This window comes from Kitasatospora nipponensis (assembly GCF_039528135.1).
Lineage (GTDB): Bacteria > Actinomycetota > Actinomycetes > Streptomycetales > Streptomycetaceae > Kitasatospora > Kitasatospora nipponensis.
The window spans coordinates 43,782-63,305 of the sequence record NZ_BAAALF010000018.1 but is presented as its reverse complement, the minus strand read 5'-3'; the positions used below and the strand labels follow the sequence as shown (position 1 = coordinate 63,305).

Here is a 19,524-nt window from a genome sequence, read left to right as displayed (position 1 = left end):
CACCTGCGCTTGTCCTGCGTGTTGTCGTGTCCGGCCGGCGTGCGGTGATGTCCCCGCGCTAGGTCGCTCGCGCGGGGACATCACTCGTGTTCCGGCTCGTGGGTCAGGAGACGGACCGTGCGCGTCGGCGCAGGACGATCACCCCGGCGCCGGCAAGAGGCAGTCCGACGAGGGCGACGCCGGCCGCGATCTCGACGGCGTTCGGGCCTCTTGCCGAGCCGCCGACACCCGTGGGCACGCTGCCGACGGGGGGACGCCCGCCACCGTGTCCACCACCCGTTGCCCCGGAGGTGGTCCCGGCCGTTGTTCCTGCGGTGGTACCGGCCGTTGTTCCTGCGGTCGTACCCGCCGTCGTACCCGCCGTCGTACCCGCCGTCGTACCCGCCGTCGTACCCGCCGTTGTTCCTGCGGTGGTGCCCGCGGTGGTACCGGCCGTTGTTCCTGCGGTCGTACCCGCCGTCGTACCCGCCGTCGTGCCTGCCGTCGTACCGGCCGTTGTTCCTGCGGTCGTACCCGCCGTTGTTCCCGCCGTCGTACCCGCGGTCGTACCGCCGGTCGCGCACGTTTCCCGGGTGATGGTGTTGGTGTCCAAGGTGACGGACCCGTTGCGGGCCAGCGCCCGACCGTCGATGGTCGCCCCGGTGGTGGCCGAGATGGACGTCAGCGCCAGGATGTTCCCGACGAAGGTCGAGTTGGTCCCGATCGTGGCGGAGCTACCGATCTTCCAGAAGACGTTGCACGGGGCCGCGCCGTTCACCAGGAGGACCCGGCTCGCCGAGGCGGTCGTGAGCGTGGACCCGACCTGGAAGATCCACACCGCGTTCGGGTCACCGTGGGCGTCGAGGGTGAGCGTGCCGGTCAGTCCGATCGAGGAGGACGCGGTGTAGACGCCCGGATTCAGCGTCAGGCCGCCGAGGTCGCCCGAGATGCTGGCATCCGAGGCCTGGCCGGCCGCGTTGTTGTACGCGACGGTCAGGTCGGTCTGCGCCTGGAGCGCGACGGCGTCGGCCGAGTGGATGACTCCGTTCACCGTGCCGGGAGGAAAGCCGGTTACCGAGGTCCCGGGACTCACCCCGACATTGCCGGTGATCGTGCTGGGGCCGGTGTTCGTGACGGACTGGCCGGCCAGGACCGCGAAGCTGTCCGCCGTCCCCAGTGGCACCGCCACACCGATCGCGTGCGCGGGGGTCGGCAGCACCGCCATCCCTGCGGCGGAGACAGCCAGTAAGAGCGTCGTCGAGATCCGCGCGGCGAGCCCGCGACGAAGAGGCGGAGCAGCGACATTCACGTTCATCAAGATGTCAATCTCCTCATGGAGGATCCGATGGAATCGAATACAACGGACCAAAGACTTCGAAATCTCATCCCGGAGCCACAACAAGAGGCGAAAGGCATGCAGAATCCGCCCCTACGAAACCTCCGAATAGAGATCGCATACGAATATGATAGGCATGCAACCGGCTTATAGCCGCCATTGAGACCGATGCATACGGGTGACGCTCGGTGATCAACATGCCCCGACTGGAAGCCGCTTGACGGCACGTCACAGCCGGCCCGGATCCCCGGACGCCGGACGTGCAATCCGGCGCACGTGTCACCCGTTCGGCGCGGAGCTGCTGAGGGGGCATTCTGGTCATCAGATGAAACGATGAGCTGACCTCGGAAACGGCCCCTCCCCGCCCGCCCCGAGTTGACCCGGCCCGCCGCCGACGCCTCTCTGCGTGTCGCGGCGAGGCGACATTCGTGCCCGGACGAGGAGACGGCAGTGCACGGATTTCGAACGCCGTGGCTCGCGATCAGCACGGCCCTGCTCCTGGCCACGGGAGCGTGGTTCATCAGGGAAGGTAACCGCACGGTACTCCCGCCCCAACCGACCGCAGCGCAGATGTTCCCCACGCCCCTCCGGGCCGCCGATCAACCGGCAACCGAACCCGCGACCCCCGCCATGAGCGCCTCGCCACCCACCCGGATCCGAATCCGCACCATCGGCCTCGAAGCCCCCGTCGTTCCCATCGGACTCGACGCCATGGGCCAACTCCAACCACCACCCCCCGACAACAACAACGTCGTCGGCTGGTACCAAGCTGGCGCTGCGCCCGGCCAGGACGGCACCGCGGTGATGGCGGGGCACGTCGACAACAAGAGCGGGCTCGCCGTCTTCTACGCTCTGGGCCGCCTGAGTCGGGGAGCCGAGGTGGAGATCGACCGAAAGGACCACACCACGGCCGTCTTCACCGTCGACGCCGTCGAGGTCTACCCCAAGGACCACTACCCCAGCGACAAGGTCTACGGACGGACCAACCGGCCGGAACTTCGGCTCATCACCTGCGGTGGCGGCTTCTCCAAGAAGACCGGCTACCAGAGCAACGTCGTCGCCTATGCCCACCTGACGCGCGCCAAGACCTGACCGCTCGTCATCTCGACACCCCGACTCACCCATGCGAGAGGCAACTGACCTCGATGATCACCCCGGTCCGGACCTGCGCCTTGCGGCCACGCTCCGGAGTCCCGCGGCGTCCGGGCCCCTGACGCCGCCTGCACCCGCGCCCTGGCGCTCCGCGACCGGCCCCCAGTTCCCGGCACCGCCGCCCGACGGGCCGTCGGGCGAGGCGCGACCCAGCGCGCCTACAAGCTGAGCAGGCCGATGACGTGCCCGTCGTGGTCCACCACCGGCCACGCGTCCAGGCCGCGGGAGTGCATGGCGGCGACCGCGTCGGCGGCCGCCTTGTCGGCGGTGGCGAAGGGGGCGCGGTCGAGGACGATGTCGCGCACCGGGGTGCGTTCGGTGTACCAGGACCGGGCCTGGAACGGTGCGAGGTGCAGGCGGGTGAGCAGCCCGGCGCAGCGGCCGTCCTCGGCGCGGACCAGAACGTGGTCGGCGCCGGAGCTGTGCAGGATGTCCATCGCGGTGTCGGCCGTGACGTCGTCGCTGATCTGCAGTTCCGGGTGTTTCATGAGGTCTCCGACCGTGGCGGTGGTCGCGGGGCGTTCAAGGGTGGTGGTCATGGGCGGATTCCTTCGCGTCTCTGCCGCCGGTGGTGGCGCCGGTCTGGGCACTGGCGGTGGGATGGGCCGGCGGTGCTGGTTGCGGGTTCCTCGTGCGGCCGTCGTGGGAACCGTGTCGCCTATCGGTGAATGTCGCGAGCCCGGACCGCGACGCGGGCCGGGCTCGCGGCGCCCTACGCGGCGAGGGCGACGCGCGCGGGTGCTGCGGTGCGCGAACCGGTGGTGGTCTGCGGGGTGCGGCCGGCGTGGGCGGGTCGGCTGCGGCGGTTGCGTCCCGTGGACGCGCTGCGGCGGGGGCGTTCGACGACGGGGGCGGCGATCACGACGGGGATGCCGGTGGGCACGCGGGCACCGGTGATGCGGGCCAGGTCCTCGTCGCCGGCGCTGACCCGGGTGGTGACGGGGGTGATGGCGGCCGTGGTCATCATGCGGGCCATCTCGCGGCGCTGGTTGGGCAACACCAACGTGACGACGGTGCCGGACTCGCCGGCCCGCGCGGTGCGCCCGCCGCGGTGCAGGTAGTCCTTGTGGTCGTTCGGCGGGTCCAGGTTGACGACCAGGTCCAGCCCATCGACGTGGATGCCGCGGGCGGCGACGTTGGTGGCGATCAGCGCGGTCACCTGGCCGGTGCGGAACTGCTCCAGCGTGCGGGTGCGCTGCGGCTGGGACTTGCCCCCGTGCAGGGCGGCGGCCTTGACCCCGCTGGCGAGCAGGTCCTCCACCAGGCGGTCCGCGCCGTGCTTGGTGTCGATGAACATGATCACCCCGCCGTCACGGGAGGCGATGTGGGCGATCGTGGCGTTCTTGTCGAAGTTCTGGACGTGCAGCACGTGGTGCTCCATCGTGCTGACCGCTCCCGCGGAGGGGTCCACCGAGTGGGTGACCGGGTCCTCAAGGAAGCGCCGCACCAGGCGGTCGACGTTGCGGTCCAACGTGGCGGAGAACAGCATCGTCTGGCAGCCTTCGGCGACCTGTTCGAGGAGCTCGGTGACCTGCGGCAGGAAGCCCATGTCGGCCATCTGGTCGGCCTCGTCGAGCACGGTGATGCCGACCCCGTCGAGCTGGCAGTCGCCGCGCTGGATCAGGTCCTTGAGCCGGCCCGGGGTGGCCACCACGACCTCCGCCCCGCGGTTGAGCACCTGGGCCTGGCGGCCGATCGACATGCCGCCCACCACGGTCGCCATCCGCAGGCGCACGGCGTGGGCGTAGGGGGTGAGTGCCTCGGTGACCTGCTGGGCGAGCTCCCGAGTGGGGACCAGTACCAGGGCCAAGGGCCGGCGCGGCTCGGCCTTCCGGCCGGCGGTGCGGGCCAGCACGGCGAGGCCGAACGCGATGGTCTTGCCGGAGCCGGTGCGCCCTCGTCCGAGGACGTCACGTCCGGCCAGCGAGTTCGGCAGCGTGGCGGCCTGGATCGCGAACGGCGCCGTGACGCCCTGCCGGGTCAGCGTGGCGAGCAGCGCCTTGGGCATGTCCAGTTCGTCGAACGACTCGACGGCCGGCAGCGCGGGAGTGGTGCTGACCGGCATCGCGAACTCACCTTGCGGGGAGGTGCTCTGGCGGCCGCTCCGGCTGGAGGAGCGCTGGCCGCCAGCCGGCCGGTCGCCGTAGAAGGAGTTGCCGCCGGAGCGGGAGTTGGCGTTCTGATACGAGGAGCGACTGGAGCGGTTCATGCGGGAGACCTTCCTCGGGGCGGCACGTCACGAGGAAGGCTCCGCAGCGCGGGGCGCCGGCGGAGCCCGCAAGGGAACGGGCCAGAAGTGTGACGGGCAGGCGTGGACGGTAGAACCGTGCGGCACGTCACCTGCGGTCAGCGCTCACTGAAAAGGGCGGGAGCGCGAACCTCGAACCGTGAGGCATCACGGCAGGGCGCCGATCCGGACGCGGCGCTGGGCGTCTCGCGTGGGGATGGCCGCCGGTGGCGGAACCAGAGGCCTCAACGGCCGGGGATGGGCATCGCGACGCAATGCCGAGGGGCCCGCACCGGGCATGTACGCGGTGCGGGCCCCTCGCTGCTAAGCGGGTGCCATGGCAGAAAAACTACAGCGGACGAATGTTCTCGGCCTGCGGGCCCTTCTGGCCCTGCGTGACGTCGAACTCGACCTTCTGGCCCTCGAGCAGCTCACGGAAGCCGTTGGCGTTGATGTTCGAGTAGTGGGCGAAGACGTCCGGGCCGCCACCCTCCTGCTCGATGAAGCCGAAGCCCTTTTCCGCGTTGAACCACTTCACAGTGCCGTTAGCCATAAAGAAATCTCCTTCAAGGGGCTGTCCGAAGCGCGCACAGTACGGGCTTCGAGTCGCCGCGATGAGCACCCATCCGGGGAGGAGCCGGAAAACAAAAATGCGCCTGCGATACATCAGCAGGCGCACACAAAGTTCATGGGAACCACTACTGCAACTAATAGGACTCTAGCAGGCCCCTGCCTTCCGTGGTGGATTATTTCACCCCCGGTTTCGCGGGAGCCTCTCCCCGGACCCGCCGCCCTGGCGCCACCAGGTCCATCAACGCGCCTTGCCACCAAGAGAGTTGGTCTCCTGGCTGTGCGCCCTGTGCGCATCGGCAGCTCCACCGGCAGTGCGACACGGACGGGCTCGGAGCGCCTACTGCGTGGACTCCCACCACAGCGACCCGGTCGCTGATCAGCCACCGCGTCAACCTGCCACCCGAAACATCGGAGTGGGCGAACGACACCATTCGAATTTCGGCCCGGCCGAATTTTGAGTCCCCGAAGGGGCCCACTCCCGCAGTTTCCGGCGCCTACTGGGAGGGATGACGAAATCAGCAGCAGTCCGCCGTCCCCTGCCCACCAGCCCCTTCAAGGTCCGGGTCCAGGCTCCGCTCAAGCGGTTCGCCGTTGGCGACCGCGTCACCCACGACCGCTACGGACTCGGCCGGGCCATCGGCGTCGAGGGCGACAGCGCCATCGCCGTACTCGTCGACTTCGGCTCGCGACAGGAACGCATCACCCAGCCGTACACCGCCATGTTCAAACTCTGACCCGGGGCGCCACCGGGCTTCTCGGCCGGTCGTGCTGCACCCCGCGCGGGCGGAACCTACTGCGCGCGATGGCGCGCCGTCACGTCGGCGCACGGTTGAGGCAGAGCGATCCGTCGACCCGCCGGGGAAGCTCCGTACCTGCTGCTCGCGTGACGTGGGCGGGCGCGTTGGCTGGCGTCCACGCCAGGGCGGAGGCACGCTGGGAGTGCGCCGGCCACCGCCCGGAGCCGGTCGGCGTCGGTGGCGAGCGGTCCCGCCCACAGGGCTCGACAGCGCAGAGGAGTCACGGTGATCGAGGTAGGCGACATTCGCGAGTGGCGCACCCATGACGTCGTCGATGCCGATGGCCACAAGATCGGCACGCTGGAGGCGATCTACGTCGACACCAGCACCGACGAGCCGGCGATGGCGACCGTCCGGATCGGGCTGCCCACCCGCCACCGCCTCGTGTTCGTCCCGCTGGCCGGTGCGTCGGTGGGCCCGGGCTACGTCAAGGTCGCCTACGACAAGGCCGCGGTCAAGGACAGCCCCGCGATCGGCACCGACGACGTGCTGCCCGCCGTCGACGAGGAAGCCGTCTTCCGGCACTACGGCCTCGACTACCAGAGCGGCACCGCCGGCGAACGCCAGCTCGCGCGCCGCTGACCACCCTCCCGGCCAAGGAGGCACATCATGGCGCTCTTCCTCCTCGTGGTCATCCTCGCGATCCTGCTCGGCATCATCGGCGTGGCCGTCCACGGGCTGTTCTACCTGCTGGTCATCGGCATCGTGCTCCTGATCGCCGACCTCGTGTTCGTCGGTGTGCGCGCCTCACGGCGCAGGGGCGCCCAGCGCTGACCGCCCGCAGCCTGGCTTCACCAGTTGCCGGACGCCGACCGCCCGGCCATACACCGAAGCGGGCTCTGTCCCGCAATCGGTGGTAACGCTCTGTGCAAATCACTGCAGAAGGATGCGGTGCCGGATGAGGTCGAAGCCGGCTCGGCCGTGCATCTGCCTCATGATCCTTTTAGTTCGTATGTTGACGTCCTCGGTGCGGCCGCTGTGGTGTCGGGTGGTGAGGAGCACAGGTGGGCAGGTCGACAGCGCGAACTGACGCGATCCAGACGGTGAGCTTGGCGTCGTGTCCTGGGCCGGCGTCAGCAGTTGCGCGAACTCTCCTGTCAGACGGGCGAGTGCTGCCATCTCGGGGCAGGCCGTGGTGAGTTCACGCAGCAGTGCGATGTCCTTGTCCCGCAGGTTCTCGGGTCGTAGCGGGGTGCGCGGCGGTCGCCGGTGGGTTCCTTCAGGCGGGCGTAGCCCTTGACGGTGTTCAGGGCGACGTCGATCGCCAACCACCCACGCCTCTGTCGGCCGATCCATGCCCGTCTGATACCGCCGGTTCGTTGCGGGCGCGGGTGGGTAGGGCTCGCGGAGGTCGGATGAGTACCGTCGTCTTGGCGGCCGGGGGTGGGGAGGGTCGTTGGCGCGGCGCAAGACGGTGCCGGAGCTGCTCGCGGAAGCGCTCCTGGCCAAGCAACAGGCCAAGCTCGCACAGGCCAGGGCCGGACAGGCGGCCGTGTCGAACCCCGCTCCGGTGAGACGACCGCGTAAGCCCCACCGCCCCGATCCGGCCGCCGAGCACGCCCGGCTGCTCGCCGCCGGGGAGAAGCTCCTCGCCAGGGAGGACGCCACGAAGGCCAAGGAGGCCGCCCGGATCGAGGCCGACCTCGCCAAGCGCAGAGCCGCGCGCGAACGCGAAGCTCAGCAGCGGCAGCGGGAGCAGGAGCGCGCGGTCCGGGAGCGGGAGCGGTTCGAACGCGATGCGTTGAAACAGCGGTTGAAGGAGGAGGCCGAGCAGCGCTGCCGTGAGGTCGCGGCCGTGCTCGACGAGCTGGAGTCGGTGCTGCGTGACCGGCCGGACGGGTTGGAGGACTGGCATCCGCTGGTCGAGCGTGCGTTGGCCCACGGCGGGGCGAGCGGGGTGGCGGATGTGGTGGAGGACCTGCTGCGACGCTCGCCGGTGCCCGCAGGGTGCCGCGAGGATGCCGCGGTGGGGTACGTGCCGGAGGCCGGGCAGTTGCTCGTCGACGTGGCGCTGCCCTCGCAGGACGTGGTGCCCGCCGTTGCCGGGTACCGGTTCGTCGCCCAGCGCGGGGAAGTCGTCCCGCAGCAGGTCAAGGAGGCCGACCTCCAGGAGACCTACCGACGGCTGCTGGCGAGGTTGGCCCTGCGGGCGCTGGACGAGGCGTTCTCGGTGACGCCGACGGGTCTGGTGGGGACGGTCGTCCTCAATGGGCACGTCGCCACGACCGACCCCGCCACGGGGCGGGCTGTTCTGCCGTGCGTGGTGAGCATGATGGTGGAGCGCGCGGACTTCGCCGAACTCATCCTGGACGAGCCGAGGTTGGACCCGCAGCGCTGCCTGCGCAACCTGGGCGCGGTCATCTCCCGGCACCCGCACGACCTGGAGCCCGTGTCGCCGATCGTCGACTTCGACCCGGCCCGGTTCAAGATCGCCGCGGACACCGCCGTCGTCGGCCCGCTCGACGGCCGGCCCGACCTGCTGCAAATGGACCCGTTCGCCTTCGAGCGCCTGGTGCGCGAGCTCTTCACCGCCATGGGCTACGAAACCTGGCGCACCCAGAACTCCCGCGACGACGGACTCGACGCCGTCGCCGTCCGGCGCGACCCCGTGGGCGTCACCGTGATCGCCGTCCAGGCCAAGCGCACCAAGAACGTCGTCAGCCCCGAAGTCGTCCGGGCCCTGCTCGGCACCCTCCAGGACAAGCAGGCCGCCCGCGGCGTCCTCGTCACCACCTCCTGGTACGGCAAGACGAGCTGGGAGACCGCCCACCGCAACGGCCAGCGCCTCGACCTGATCGACGGCCGCAACCTGAAGGCCCTGCTCCTCGAACACCTCGGCGTCGACGCCCTGATCAGCCTGTCGAAGCTCCCGCCCGGCTGGCAGCCAGGCGATGTCGACTGAAGGCCCCCTCCGGCCTTCGGCATCCGCGCCCACGCTCTGCGATATCACGTAGGGCGCGCCACGAGAGCCGACCGGAGCGTGAACGTCACCTCGGATGCTCCGTGCCCACAGCGGCAGCCCACCGAAAGCCACAGGTCAGAACCGCAATTACGCGTTGGTGATCGCAGCGGTCCATCAAAACGAAGAGTCTGTAGCCTCGCGGGCTGATCAAGGAACCAGAACCGCAGGGGACAGAGAAGTGCACAGTTCAAAACGGCGGCGGGGCCGCGTCTACCGCCGATGCGGGTGCCGTGATGCGGAGCGACGCCAGCTCGGCGCCTCGTGCCCGCGACTGGCCGAAGAAGCCCACGGCTCGTGGACCTTCGCCGTGGACATCCCCTCAATCAGCGGGCGTCGGCGCACGATTCGCCGCAGCGGCTTCGAAGACGCCTTCGAGGCCGAGCCCTCGCTCCGGCGCTTCCTCGAAGGACGGCAACTGGGTTTCGACGCCGACCCGCACGAGACCGTGGGCGCCTACCTGACCAAGTGGCTGAAGGCGATGGAGTTCCTCCTCAAACCCACCACCTACACCCGCTACCGCACCTACGTGCTCTGCGAGTTGATCCCCGTGTTCGGCAAGCTGCGCCTGGAGGAGCTCGCCCACGATCACATCGCCGCCTACGCGCACGAGCAGCTCGAGTCCGGCCGCGGCCGCCAGGCCGTCTACCACTGCCTGGCCACGCTCTCCAGCGCCCTGGGGACCGCCGTCCGCACCCACCGGCTCCCCTTCAACGCGGCTCAGCCCCTGCCCATGCGCCGGCCCCGCGCTGACGAACGCGTCCCCTGGAGCGCCGAGCAGGCCGTCACCTTCCTCGCCCACTGCCGCGACGTCGACCCCGCCTTCGCCGACCTCTTCGAGGTCATCATCGGAACCGGCCTGCGCAAGGGCGAGGCACTCGGGCTTCAACGCCAGTGCGTGCGGATCGACGACCGCGTCATGTATATCCGCCACACCCTCTCCGCCATCGACAACCACGAACTCGTCCTGACCGCACCGAAGACGAAGAAGAGCCGCAACTGGGTGCCCCTGTCGGAGCGCGTCGCCGCCGCCCTCCAGCGCGCCATGGCCAGGAGCACCTCCACCGACAACGATCATGTCTTCCAAGGCACGGACGGCAAGCCCCTCCACCCGGCCGCGGTCCGCCGGCGCTTCCACGAGCTGCGCAAGCAGGCCGGCCTGCCCCACGTGACCATCCACGACCTACGGCACCTTGCCGCGACCCTCGCCCTGGAGGGCAACGTCTCCATGGCGGTCATCTCCAAGACGCTGCGGCACTCCACGCTCTCGACCACCGCGAACATCTACAGCCACCTGACCTGGGAAGTGGCGATGGCCGCGGTCCACACCATCGAAGCCAGGCTCTGCCTCGTCGAAGCCCGCGCGCGCGGCGTTGACGTCCTCGCCCTCAGCCGCCCTGCACCGAACCCGCTCTTCAGCCACGCCGCCTGACGGCGCTACAGCCACGTCCCACGCCAGGGGCACACAGAACACCGGGCAGCCGGTCCATAACTGACGTCCGCTCGAACCACTGCCCATCAGCAGATGCCGCGGGTCTCACAGGCATGCCCGCCCACAGAAAAATCAACGCCACTCCGACGCCGACCCGCGTCCGATCGGCCTCTCAGCCGCGCTCAACTCGCCGACGGAGGAGAAGCCGGTCACCCCAAGGCGCTTCTGAGTACAGGACGTCCCCCCGGAACGCGACGTGAACGAGCGTTCACGACCACACTGCGACCACCACAGCAAAAAGGCCGCCTCCGCTGTTCAGCGGAAACGGCCTCCGACCTGCGAAAACGCTGGTCGGGACGACAGGATTTGAACCTGCGACCCCTTGACCCCCAGCAAATACCTTCGCTGACCTGCCAATCGGCCGCCTGCTCAACGGATCCCGAGCGAGCGGCCAACTTGTTTTCCAAGCAAGAGAGTTGGCCCGCGAGAGCTACTCGCATGGTTCACCCGGGCTGACGGAGGCCCAGCTGTGACAATGGCCAGAGATGTCCAACTGTGTCCATATACATCCACCAGCAGCCAAAACCGGCTGGTCCCAAAACGGTCCCAAGGCCCAGTACCGGGCTCGGACACGCCGAGTAACAGCCCTCTGCCAGCCACCCGCTACCTGCCGGAGATGACTCCCAGAACCTCGGCCCGCGGGTCCGCCTACTGCAAAGCGGATCAGGGACGCCTACCCACCAGCTACGCGCCGTGATCTCCCGGGCGGCGTGTCGCCTGGCGCGTGTCGTCCCCGACCGGCCATCGCGTGCTCCGCGCCCTGCCTCGTACGCCCTGCGAAGACCAGGGTCCGGTATCTGTCGAAGTCGGCGTCCGGGGGCGGCTTGGCGAGGTCGGTGCAGGCGCCGACGGTCAGGATGTTCCAGGCATGGGAGGGGTCTTCATCCGGGAGATGTCGCAGAGCGTGAGGTGGTGCAGGCTTCTGTCGTCCTGGCGAGGTGGGTGATGAGGTGCTCGCGGACGTTGCCTGCCGAGACGACGATGAGGCGGGAAGCCTGGGGATCGAGTGCGTCGAGATGCGGTCGCCCTGGATGGCGATGCCGATTCCGGCGGCGAGTACGTCGAGGGTGGCGGAGCATGGGGTCGCCTAGAGCGTGTCTCCCTGATGGGCTGGCCAGATCCGCCAGCACGGCTTCGAAGATCCGCACCCAGGTGCCGTTAACGGCCCAGGTGATCAGCCGCTTATGAGCGGTCTGGAACGAGCCGAGCTCCTCGGGAAGATCCCGCCATGGCGAGCCTGTGCGGTACTTCCAGGCGACCGCCTCAAGCGTGCGGCGATGGTCAGCCCAACGCCGCCCACGAATCGGATCGGACGGCATCAACGGCTTGATCCGGGCCCACATCTCATCAGTGATCACTGACCGGACAGACATATCCGATCAACATGCGTGCCCGGTGATCGACGGAATCGCTCTGCCTGTGCACACTCACCGTAGGAGGGGTCTCTCTGCCTCCAATCCATCAGCTACCGCTTGGTGAGGTGAAGGTAAGAGAAGCTCAGGTCACCATGCGTTGATGGCCGGCGCGTCGGGTTCGTGCTGCTGCCAGGCCCCGTTGAGGCGCGCGAGCCGGTCGGCGGCGGCGATGCCGCGCAGGGACGCGACCTTGCCGTCGCTCACGTCGAACGCGACGGCGCCCACGACCCGGCCGTCGACCACTGCGAGGACGGCCGGGGAGCCGTTGACCAGCGCGATGTGGAACGCGGGCGAGCCGCCGGCCATCCGCCGCTTCGCCGCGGTGGGCTTGAAGCCGGCGCGCACGTAGGAGGCGATGCGCTCGCGCGTCTCGTACCGCAGGAGCCGCCTGGCCAGTCCGGCGCCGTCCGAGACCGCGGTCGCGTCGGCGGTGAGCATCGCCACCAGCCGTTCGGTGCGCCCCGACGTGGCGGCGACGAGGAACTCCTCGACGATCCGGCGCGCGGACGTGGGGTCCACCGGCTCGCCGTTGCGGCGCTCGGCGGCGACCCGGCGTCGGGCCCGGTGGACATGCTGCTGGCTCGCGGACTCGGTGATGTCGAGGATCCCGGCGATCTCGGCGTGGGGATAGGAGAAGGCCTCGCGCAGGACGTAGGCGGCCCGCTCGACCGGCGAGAGGCGCTCCATGAGGGTCAGGACGGCCAGGGACACCGATTCGCGCTGCTCGAAGGTATCGGCAGGGCCGAGCATCGGGTCGCCCTCAAGGAGTGGCTCGGGCAGCCAGTCTCCGACGGCGCGCTCGTGGCGTGCCTGCGCCGAGCGGAGCTGGTCGAGGCAGAGGTTGGTGGCGACCTTGGTCAGCCACGCCTCCGGCACCTCGATGCGTTCGCGGTCCGCGGCCTGCCAGCGCAGGAAGGTGTCCTGCACGGCGTCCTCGGCGTCGGCGGCCGAACCGAGCAGACGGTACGCGAGCGAGGCCAGCCGGCCCCGGCTGGCCTCGAACCTATCGATGGCTGCGCTGTCCATGCGGGGCAGCCTATGCGGCGACCCGCACGCCGATCCGGCCGGGCGCGGTGGCCAGGCGGCGCCGGCGCTTGGGCAGGCCGAAGGTCGGGTGGGCGATGCTCCAGCCGGCCCCCTTGAGGATGGCCGACTTGAGCCACACGGCGGTCCGGCCGCCCAGGTACCAGGACTTCGACCGGACGTCCCTGTCCACCATCTGGAAGATCGCGTCCCGCCGCCCGAGGCTGATGTGGTTGCCGTGGTACTTGAGCCCGATGCTCGGGATCTGACTGTCCGTCAGGCGCGCGATGATCGCGGCAGTCGCCTGCATGTTGGTGTAGCCGGCCGAGGCGCAGGACATCGGCAGCGGCCGGCCGTTGTCGCCGATCGCGTAGGCGCAGTCACCGGCGGCGTAGACCTCCGGGTGCGAGACCGAGCGCATGGTGCGGTCGACGACGATCTGGCCGGTCCCGGTGACCTCCAGGCCGCTGGCGGCCGCGAGGGGGTGTACGGCGAACCCGGCCGACCACACGGTCACGTCGGCCGGGACGGACGTACCGTCGGAGGCGATCGCCCGGGTCGGCTCGACGGCTTCGATGTCGGTGTGCTCGCGGACGGTGATGCCCAACCGGTCGAAGGCCCGGCGCAGGTGACGGCGGGCCTTCGGGGAGAGCCAGGCGCCCAGCTCGCCGCGGGCGGCGAGCGCGACCGAGAGGTCGGGTCGGGACTCGGCGAGCTCCGTGGCGGTCTCGATGCCGGTCAGCCCCTCACCGACGACCAGCACGGTGCCACCCTCGCCCAGGCGGGCCAGGCGCTCGCGCAGCCGCAGTGCCGAGGTCGGGCCGGTCACGTCGAAGGCGTGCTCGGCCACACCCGGGACGCCGTGGTGGGCTACCGAGCTGCCGAGCGCGTAGAGAAGCGTGTCGTACCCGAGAACGTTGTCGCCGTCCTCGCCGGTCACGGCGACGGTCCTGCGCTGGGGGTCGACGCCGGTGACGCGCGCGATGCGCAGCCGAACCCCGGTGCCCGCGAACACGTCGGCGAGCTTGCGGAACGCGATGGCCTGGCCGCTCGCGAGCTGGTGGAGCCGCATCCGCTCGACGAAGTCGGGCACGGCGTTGACGACGGTGATCTCCGTGTCGGCGGGGGAGAGTCGGCGGGCCAGGTTCCCGGCGGCGAAGGCCCCGGCGTATCCGGCGCCGAGTACGACGATGCGGTGCTTCATAGCGTTGCTCCTGTCTCGTTCACGTGGCCCTTGAACGAGATGGCGTCCCCATTGCTGACAGGAGCCGGATGTGACGCGGGTCACCGAACAGGGGGGCGGAGGCTGCCAGACGTCGCGACCGTGCCAACTACCTCGACCAGTCACAGCAGCCAGACCGGACCGCGCGGAAGCCCTCCAGCATGCTGACCGCGCCCATTCCGCGCGATCCGCCCGGGCGACCGCCTCGCCCGTCCAGGGCGGGCGAGTGCGCCACCAGCCCGCCCCCATGCCACCCCTGCTAAAGTCCCGATAAAATTACCTACGGTGTGCCGGGAAGACTGGTCGGCTCGGGGGACGACTGCAGCGATCAGGCGGCAGCGACCCCGCTCGTCGTGATGGGGTCTTTCGCAGATGCGCGCCGTGGGGCTCGTCCTCTTCCTCGTGGTCCTGGCCACTGCCGTAGCCACCTTCGCCCGCCGCTGGCGCATGCCCGCCCCGTCACTGCTGGTCCTGGCCGGCCTCGCCGTGGCACTGATACCCGGCGTGCCCGCGCTGCACATCCCGCCGCAGACCATCGCGCTGGTCGTGCTGCCCCCACTGCTGTACGCCTCGGCCGAGGAGTTGTCGCTGCGCGACCTGCGCACGGTGTGGAAGCCGGTCACGATCCTCGCGTTCGGCCTGGTCTTCGCGTCGGCTGCGGCGGTCGGTTTCGCGGCGGTCGCGGTGACCGGTCTGCCGCCCGCGATGGCGTTCGTCCTCGGGGCCGTGCTCGCCTCCACCGACCCGGTGGCTGTCACCGCGCTCGGCCGGCGCCTGGCTTTGCCCGGCCGCGTTCAGGTCCTGGTCCAGGCAGAGAGCCTGTTCAACGACGCGACCTCGCTGGTGCTGTTCAAGGTCGCCGTCGGCATCGCGGTGGCCACCGGGGCTACGGTGAGCCTGCCCGCCGCAGGCGGGGAGTTCCTGCTGCTCGGGGGCGGCGGAAGCCTGATCGGCGTGGCGGTCGCGGGCCTGGTGTGGCTGATCCGCCGCCGCACCACCGACCCGGTGCTGGAGACCGTGATCGCCCTGGTCACCCCGTACGCGGCCTACGTGCTGGCGGAGGCCGCGCACACCTCCGGCATCACCTCGGTCGTCGTCGCCGGCGTCCTGCTCGGGCGCTCCGGGCACCGCCTCACCGACGCGCACATCCGCCTCCAACTGCACGCCGTGTACGCGGTGGTGGTGTTCCTGCTGGAGAGCGTCGTCTTCAGCATCGTCGGTCTGGAGCTGCCCGCGCTGGTGCGGGACCTGCCCAAGGGCGCCGGCTGGTGGCCGCTGCAGGCACTGGCCCTGGCAGCTGTGCTGATCGCTGTGCGCGTGCTGTCGACTCTGCCGCTGACCCGGGCGGTCAAGCCCAGCCGCGGCCGGATGTCCTGGCGGGTGGCAGGGGTGGTGACCTGGGCCGGGACCCGCGGCGTGATGCCGCTGGCCGCAGCCCTGTCGATCCCCCTCGTGGCGAACGGCGGCGGCCCGCTGCCCGGACGGGCCCTGGTGCTGGTCCTCACCACGGCGGTCGTGGTGTTCACCCTGGTCGTCCAGGGGCTGAGCCTGGCGGCCGTGGTCAACCGCTCCGGGCTGGCCCTGGAACCCGAGCACACCGCCCGCGAAGAGGCCCAGGCCCGCGACGCCCTCGACCGTGCCGCGCTGACCCACGTCGACGACCTCGCCTCCCTGGAGGCGATGCCCGAGGCGGTCGTCGACCGGGTCCGGCGCGCCCTGAACGCCCGGCTCGACCACACCATCGACGGCCCGGACGGCAGCACCATGGAGGCCGCCTACCGAGAGCTGCGGCACGAGGTGATCGCCGTCCAGGGCACGGAACTGCAGCGCCTGTACGACGAGCACCGGATCAGCGACGCCACCCGCAGAACCCTGCAGCACGACCTCGACCGCGAGGAAGCCGCACTCGGCAACAGCTGAAACGCCGCTGCCACATCGCCGCCGGTGACACTTCGGCACTGCGGCGGCGGTGGGCAGCGCAGTACTCGAGACAGCCCACACCGGCCTCGAACGGAGGTCGAGCGCCGCACCAGCTCGCCGTCCAGGGCTGCAGCGACGGCTGGCGTCCGGGCGGGTAGCGTGGCGAAGGAAGAGGAAATCCGTCGCCGTCCCATCGAGCCGCCGCCACGAGTGCGTCGGCCGCCGACCCCGCCTCCTTCGCCGCGGCCCGATGGCGAGAGGAGGAGCGATGTCTGTCGCAGAACTGGACGCGGTGAAGCAGGAGGAGTTCGGCGGCCGCATGATCCAGGTGCTGAACGATGCCTGCCTGTGCCTGATGACGGGCCTGGGTCACGAGAGCGGATTGTTCGACACGATGTCCGCCATGGCGCCGGCCACCAGTACGGAGATCGCGCGGGCTGCCGGGCTGGACGAGCGCTACGTCCGCGAGTGGCTGGGCGCGATGGTGGTCGGCGGCTTCGTCGACTACCGGCCCGAGCAGGGCACCTACCACTTGCCGCCCGAGCACGCCGCGGCGCTCACCCGGTCGGCCGGGCCGGACAACCTGGCACGGATCGCCCAGGACATCGGCATGTGCGGGGAGGTCGAGCAGCGGGTGCTCGAAGCCTTCCGCACCGGATCCGGTGTGCCGTACTCGGCGTACCCGCGCTTCCAGGCCCTGCAGGCGGAGGAGTCCGGGGAGGTCTACGACCTGGCCCTGGTGGACGGCATCATCGCACTGGTGCCCGGCCTCACCGAGCGGCTGCGCGCGGGCATCGACGCGCTGGACATCGGCACCGGCCAGGGCCACGCCGTCAACGTCCTGGCCAAGGCCTTCCCCGCCAGCCGCTTCCACGGGCTCGACATGTCCGAGGACGGCATCGCCGCCGCTCGCGCCGAAGCCGCCGAACTCGGCCTGACCAACACCGACTTCCGGGTCGGCGACTGCACCGAGCTGACCGGCTCCTACGACCTGATCACCGCCTTCGACGTCATCCACGACCTGGCCCGGCCCACCCGCACCCTCGCGGCCGTCGCCGGCGCGCTGAAGGACGACGGCGTCTTCCTGATGGGCGACATCTCCGCCTCCAGCCGACTGGAGGAGAACCTCGAACACCCGCTCGGGCCCGCGCTCTACACGTTCTCGACCTTCTACTGCATGAGCGTCTCGCTCAGCGAGGGCGGCGAAGGCCTGGGAACCGTCTGGGGCGAGCAGACCGCCCTGCGGATGCTCGGCGAGGCCGGCTTCAGCCGGATCGACACCCAGCGGGTCGAGGGCGACATCCTCAACGTGTACTACGTCGCGCAGCACTGAAAGCCCAGCACGGTGCCGGCGCAGCAGTACGTGGGCCGATCGGGACCGGCCCACCGGCTGGCGCCGCCGACAACGTCGAGATCGCCTACACCCTGGCCATCCTGGCTCAACCGGATCGAGGCCCAGTGCACCGCCTGCGCCGCCTTGCCCTCGACGGTACCGACCATCCCCGCCACAAGGGGCGAACTTCACCTGATCCCAAGTCAGGGGACCAGCGGCCCGGCCAGCACACCCAACCCCGCCTCACGATCCCCGGCCCAGGTCACCGAACCAGCATCCCGCGGCTTGCGCCCCCACAACATCAGCAGCAGGTCCTCGGCGGTGCCCGCGACCTCCGCGATCGGCTCACCGGGCCCGTAAGTCCAGCAGCGGCCGGAGTCGGTGGCGGTGATCCGCACGGCCTGCTCGGGATGGGTGGCGGCCCCCTTGGAGATCATGCGGGGCGCCATGGTGTCGAAGACCTCGGCGACACCGTCGGCGGCGAGCGCCGCATCCATCGGCGTCGCCGAGCCGAGCGCGTGCTCGGCGTCCCACCGGTGCATCAGCGTCTCCTGGCTGCGGCGCCGACGCCAGAACCCGACCGTGTGCGGCGGGAAGAACGTCCAGGCCCCCATCGAGGGATCAACCGACAGGGCTTGCACGAGCGCGTCCGCCGTCCCGGCGTACCAAGCCTTGAGACCGGCCCGGTCACGGGGTGCGGCACCCTCGTCATAGCTGTCGCCATGGCCCTCCCGCACCGCCGCGACGACCCACAGGTTCCCCGCTCCCATGTGCACGGCCAGATCCACCAGCCTCCAACTGCCGCAGTGCTCGACCGGAGCCGACAAATCACCATCCAACACGGCACCGAACGCGTCCAGTTCACGCCGAAGTCCAACCAGGTAGTCCACGGCGCCAACATACAGCCGACCGAAGACGCCTGACTCAGCGCGCGGCCTCGGCGGACCATTCGATGATCATCGGCCGCACGCCAGGACGGCAGGTCAGACCGGCGCGTTCTCCATCCAGTGGTCGGCACCGGGGTCGCCGCCCTCGGCGCGTACCGCCAACCGCTCGACGTAGTGGGTCCAGCCCTCCTTGTGGGGCGCGCGGGCCTGCGCCGGAAGGCCGTGGTGCACCAGGCGCAGCAAGGTGCCCTCGCCGTCCGGGTGCAGGGTGATCTCGACGGTGGTGGAGTCCGGCGGGACGGGCATGCCGCCGGACTCCCAGCCCCAGGTGAAGACCACGCGCTTGGGCGGATCGAGCTCCAGGAAGCGTCCGGCGGCGTGATTGTCGCCGGTGACGTTGGTCCGGTAGGAGCCGCCGGGTTCGAAGGAGAACTCGCCGTCCGTGCCCATCCAGGAGAGCCAGCGCTCGCGGTCGGTGAAGAAGGAGAACACCGTCTCGGGACGCGCGGCGATCCTGCGCTCGACGGTCACCAGTTCAGCGGTCATCAGGTCGTGCCCTTCTCCTGCGCTGCGCGTTCGGCCTGTTCGGCGAGGTCGGCCAGCGCGTCGAGCCTGGTGGCCCACATGGCCTGCAGGTAGTCGGCGAGCGGACCCATGGCCGTGCGGTCGGCCCGGCAGTAGCGCTTGCGGCCCTCCTGGCGCAGGGTAACCAGGCCCGTGTCCCTCAGCACCTTCAGATGCTGGGACACCGCGCCGAAGGTGACGTCGAACCGCTCGGCGATCTCGCCCGCGGACAGCTCGCTGTCCCAGACCAGCCGCAGGATCTCGCGCCGCCTGGGCTCGGCAACCGCTTGCACCGCTTCCATGGGACTCATTTTAGTCATGGCTTGAACTTGCCATGGTTTCGCGGTTGTTTTAGTGTCGACTAAAGCAATGAGAAAGGGGCACTGCCATGGCCGACATCGCGATGCGGTCGCACATCGAGGCCGACACGGACACCGTGTTCGCGGCGATCTCCACCACCGAGGGCATCCGGAGCTGGTTCACCACGACCGCTACGGCGGGGGACGCTCTGCACGACGACGGCGGCTACCGCAACTTCACCTACGGCTGGGCAACCAAGTCCGTGCGGCTGAAGGCATCCGCAGAGACCGGCGAGCCGTCCCCGTTCTTCACCTTCACCGGCTGACCCGACCCCACCACGAGACG

Annotated in this window: 18 protein-coding genes and 2 pseudogenes; 9 read left to right on the top strand and 11 right to left on the bottom strand. The window is 70.0% G+C overall.

Annotation, left to right across the window (positions count from 1 at the left end; translation table 11 throughout):
- Window positions 1-103: 103 nt before the first annotated feature.
- A complete protein-coding gene (locus ABD323_RS08450) occupies window positions 104-1,294 on the bottom strand; it encodes an ice-binding family protein (RefSeq protein ID WP_344440613.1) in 1,191 nt (396 codons plus the stop codon).
- A gap of 651 nt (window positions 1,295-1,945) precedes the next feature.
- On the opposite strand from ABD323_RS08450, the gene ABD323_RS08445 reads away from it, so the two are divergent.
- Window positions 1,946-2,407, top strand: a complete 462-nt coding sequence (locus ABD323_RS08445) for a class F sortase (RefSeq protein ID WP_344440612.1) — start codon at window positions 1,946-1,948, stop codon at window positions 2,405-2,407.
- A 218-nt stretch (window positions 2,408-2,625) separates the two neighbouring features.
- On the opposite strand, the gene ABD323_RS08440 is transcribed toward ABD323_RS08445, so the two are convergent.
- From ABD323_RS08440 to ABD323_RS08430, 3 genes are all read right to left on the bottom strand, one after another.
- Window positions 2,626-3,006: a CBS domain-containing protein gene (locus ABD323_RS08440; protein ID WP_344440611.1), complete on the bottom strand. Its 381-nt coding sequence runs from the start codon at window positions 3,004-3,006 to the stop codon at window positions 2,626-2,628.
- Between the two features lie 173 nt (window positions 3,007-3,179).
- Complete coding sequence (locus ABD323_RS08435; protein ID WP_344440610.1) at window positions 3,180-4,676, bottom strand: DEAD/DEAH box helicase; 1,497 nt, start codon at window positions 4,674-4,676, stop codon at window positions 3,180-3,182.
- 367 nt (window positions 4,677-5,043) lie between these two features.
- The gene (locus ABD323_RS08430; RefSeq protein WP_030918248.1) at window positions 5,044-5,247 is read right to left on the bottom strand and encodes a cold-shock protein; all 204 of its coding nucleotides are present in this window, start codon (window positions 5,245-5,247) and stop codon (window positions 5,044-5,046) included.
- Window positions 5,248-5,773: 526 nt separating this feature from the next.
- Here ABD323_RS08430 and ABD323_RS08425 point away from each other — a divergent pair.
- The 3 genes from ABD323_RS08425 (at window position 5,774) to ABD323_RS08415 (ending at window position 6,838) form a co-directional block, all read left to right on the top strand.
- Window positions 5,774-6,001, top strand: a complete 228-nt coding sequence (locus tag ABD323_RS08425; protein WP_344440609.1) for a hypothetical protein — start codon at window positions 5,774-5,776, stop codon at window positions 5,999-6,001.
- A 288-nt stretch (window positions 6,002-6,289) separates the two neighbouring features.
- Window positions 6,290-6,646, top strand: a complete 357-nt coding sequence (locus ABD323_RS08420; protein ID WP_344440608.1) for a PRC-barrel domain-containing protein — start codon at window positions 6,290-6,292, stop codon at window positions 6,644-6,646.
- A gap of 27 nt (window positions 6,647-6,673) precedes the next feature.
- Complete coding sequence (locus tag ABD323_RS08415; protein WP_344440607.1) at window positions 6,674-6,838, top strand: hypothetical protein; 165 nt, start codon at window positions 6,674-6,676, stop codon at window positions 6,836-6,838.
- Window positions 6,839-6,937: 99 nt separating this feature from the next.
- Here ABD323_RS08415 and ABD323_RS08410 read toward each other — a convergent pair.
- A pseudogene (locus ABD323_RS08410) lies at window positions 6,938-7,246 on the bottom strand (transposase); the annotation flags it as partial.
- Window positions 7,247-7,460: 214 nt separating this feature from the next.
- Between ABD323_RS08410 and ABD323_RS08405 the strand changes: the two are divergent.
- Window positions 7,461-8,966 carry a restriction endonuclease gene (locus ABD323_RS08405; protein WP_344440606.1) on the top strand — a complete coding sequence of 502 codons (1,506 nt, stop codon included), beginning with the start codon at window positions 7,461-7,463 and terminating at the stop codon, window positions 8,964-8,966.
- A 367-nt stretch (window positions 8,967-9,333) separates the two neighbouring features.
- Window positions 9,334-10,455 carry a tyrosine-type recombinase/integrase gene (locus ABD323_RS08400; RefSeq protein WP_344440605.1) on the top strand — a complete coding sequence of 374 codons (1,122 nt, stop codon included), beginning with the start codon at window positions 9,334-9,336 and terminating at the stop codon, window positions 10,453-10,455.
- 1,181 nt (window positions 10,456-11,636) lie between these two features.
- On the opposite strand, the pseudogene ABD323_RS08395 reads toward ABD323_RS08400, so the two are convergent.
- The 3 genes and pseudogenes from ABD323_RS08395 to ABD323_RS08385 all read right to left on the bottom strand — a co-directional run.
- Window positions 11,637-11,888: pseudogene (locus ABD323_RS08395) on the bottom strand (transposase); the annotation flags it as partial.
- Between the two features lie 129 nt (window positions 11,889-12,017).
- Entirely contained in the window at window positions 12,018-12,956 is a 939-nt protein-coding gene (locus ABD323_RS08390) for a sigma-70 family RNA polymerase sigma factor (protein WP_344440604.1), read from the bottom strand.
- Between the two features lie 10 nt (window positions 12,957-12,966).
- Window positions 12,967-14,157: an NAD(P)/FAD-dependent oxidoreductase gene (locus ABD323_RS08385; protein WP_344440603.1), complete on the bottom strand. Its 1,191-nt coding sequence runs from the start codon at window positions 14,155-14,157 to the stop codon at window positions 12,967-12,969.
- A 390-nt stretch (window positions 14,158-14,547) separates the two neighbouring features.
- Between ABD323_RS08385 and ABD323_RS08380 the strand changes: the two genes are divergently transcribed.
- Together ABD323_RS08380 and ABD323_RS08375 are read left to right on the top strand one after the other, a co-directional pair.
- Entirely contained in the window at window positions 14,548-16,095 is a 1,548-nt protein-coding gene (locus tag ABD323_RS08380; RefSeq protein WP_344440602.1) for a Na+/H+ antiporter, read from the top strand.
- 268 nt (window positions 16,096-16,363) lie between these two features.
- On the top strand, window positions 16,364-17,428 hold the full coding sequence (locus ABD323_RS08375; protein ID WP_344440601.1) for a class I SAM-dependent methyltransferase: 1,065 nt from the start codon (window positions 16,364-16,366) through the stop codon (window positions 17,426-17,428).
- Window positions 17,429-17,631: 203 nt separating this feature from the next.
- On the opposite strand, the gene ABD323_RS08370 is transcribed toward ABD323_RS08375, so the two are convergent.
- From ABD323_RS08370 to ABD323_RS08360, 3 genes are all read right to left on the bottom strand, one after another.
- Window positions 17,632-18,318, bottom strand: coding sequence for a maleylpyruvate isomerase family mycothiol-dependent enzyme (locus ABD323_RS08370; RefSeq protein WP_344440600.1), 687 nt, complete (start codon window positions 18,316-18,318; stop codon window positions 17,632-17,634).
- A 93-nt stretch (window positions 18,319-18,411) separates the two neighbouring features.
- Window positions 18,412-18,861 carry an SRPBCC family protein gene (locus ABD323_RS08365; protein WP_344440599.1) on the bottom strand — a complete coding sequence of 150 codons (450 nt, stop codon included), beginning with the start codon at window positions 18,859-18,861 and terminating at the stop codon, window positions 18,412-18,414.
- The gene (locus ABD323_RS08360; protein WP_344440598.1) at window positions 18,861-19,181 is read right to left on the bottom strand and encodes an ArsR/SmtB family transcription factor; all 321 of its coding nucleotides are present in this window, start codon (window positions 19,179-19,181) and stop codon (window positions 18,861-18,863) included. The genes ABD323_RS08365 and ABD323_RS08360 overlap by 1 nt, the downstream gene beginning before the upstream one ends.
- Before the next feature lie 86 nt (window positions 19,182-19,267).
- Between ABD323_RS08360 and ABD323_RS08355 the strand changes: the two genes are divergently transcribed.
- Window positions 19,268-19,504: an SRPBCC family protein gene (locus ABD323_RS08355; protein ID WP_344440597.1), complete on the top strand. Its 237-nt coding sequence runs from the start codon at window positions 19,268-19,270 to the stop codon at window positions 19,502-19,504.
- The last annotated feature ends 20 nt before the right edge of the window (window positions 19,505-19,524 follow it).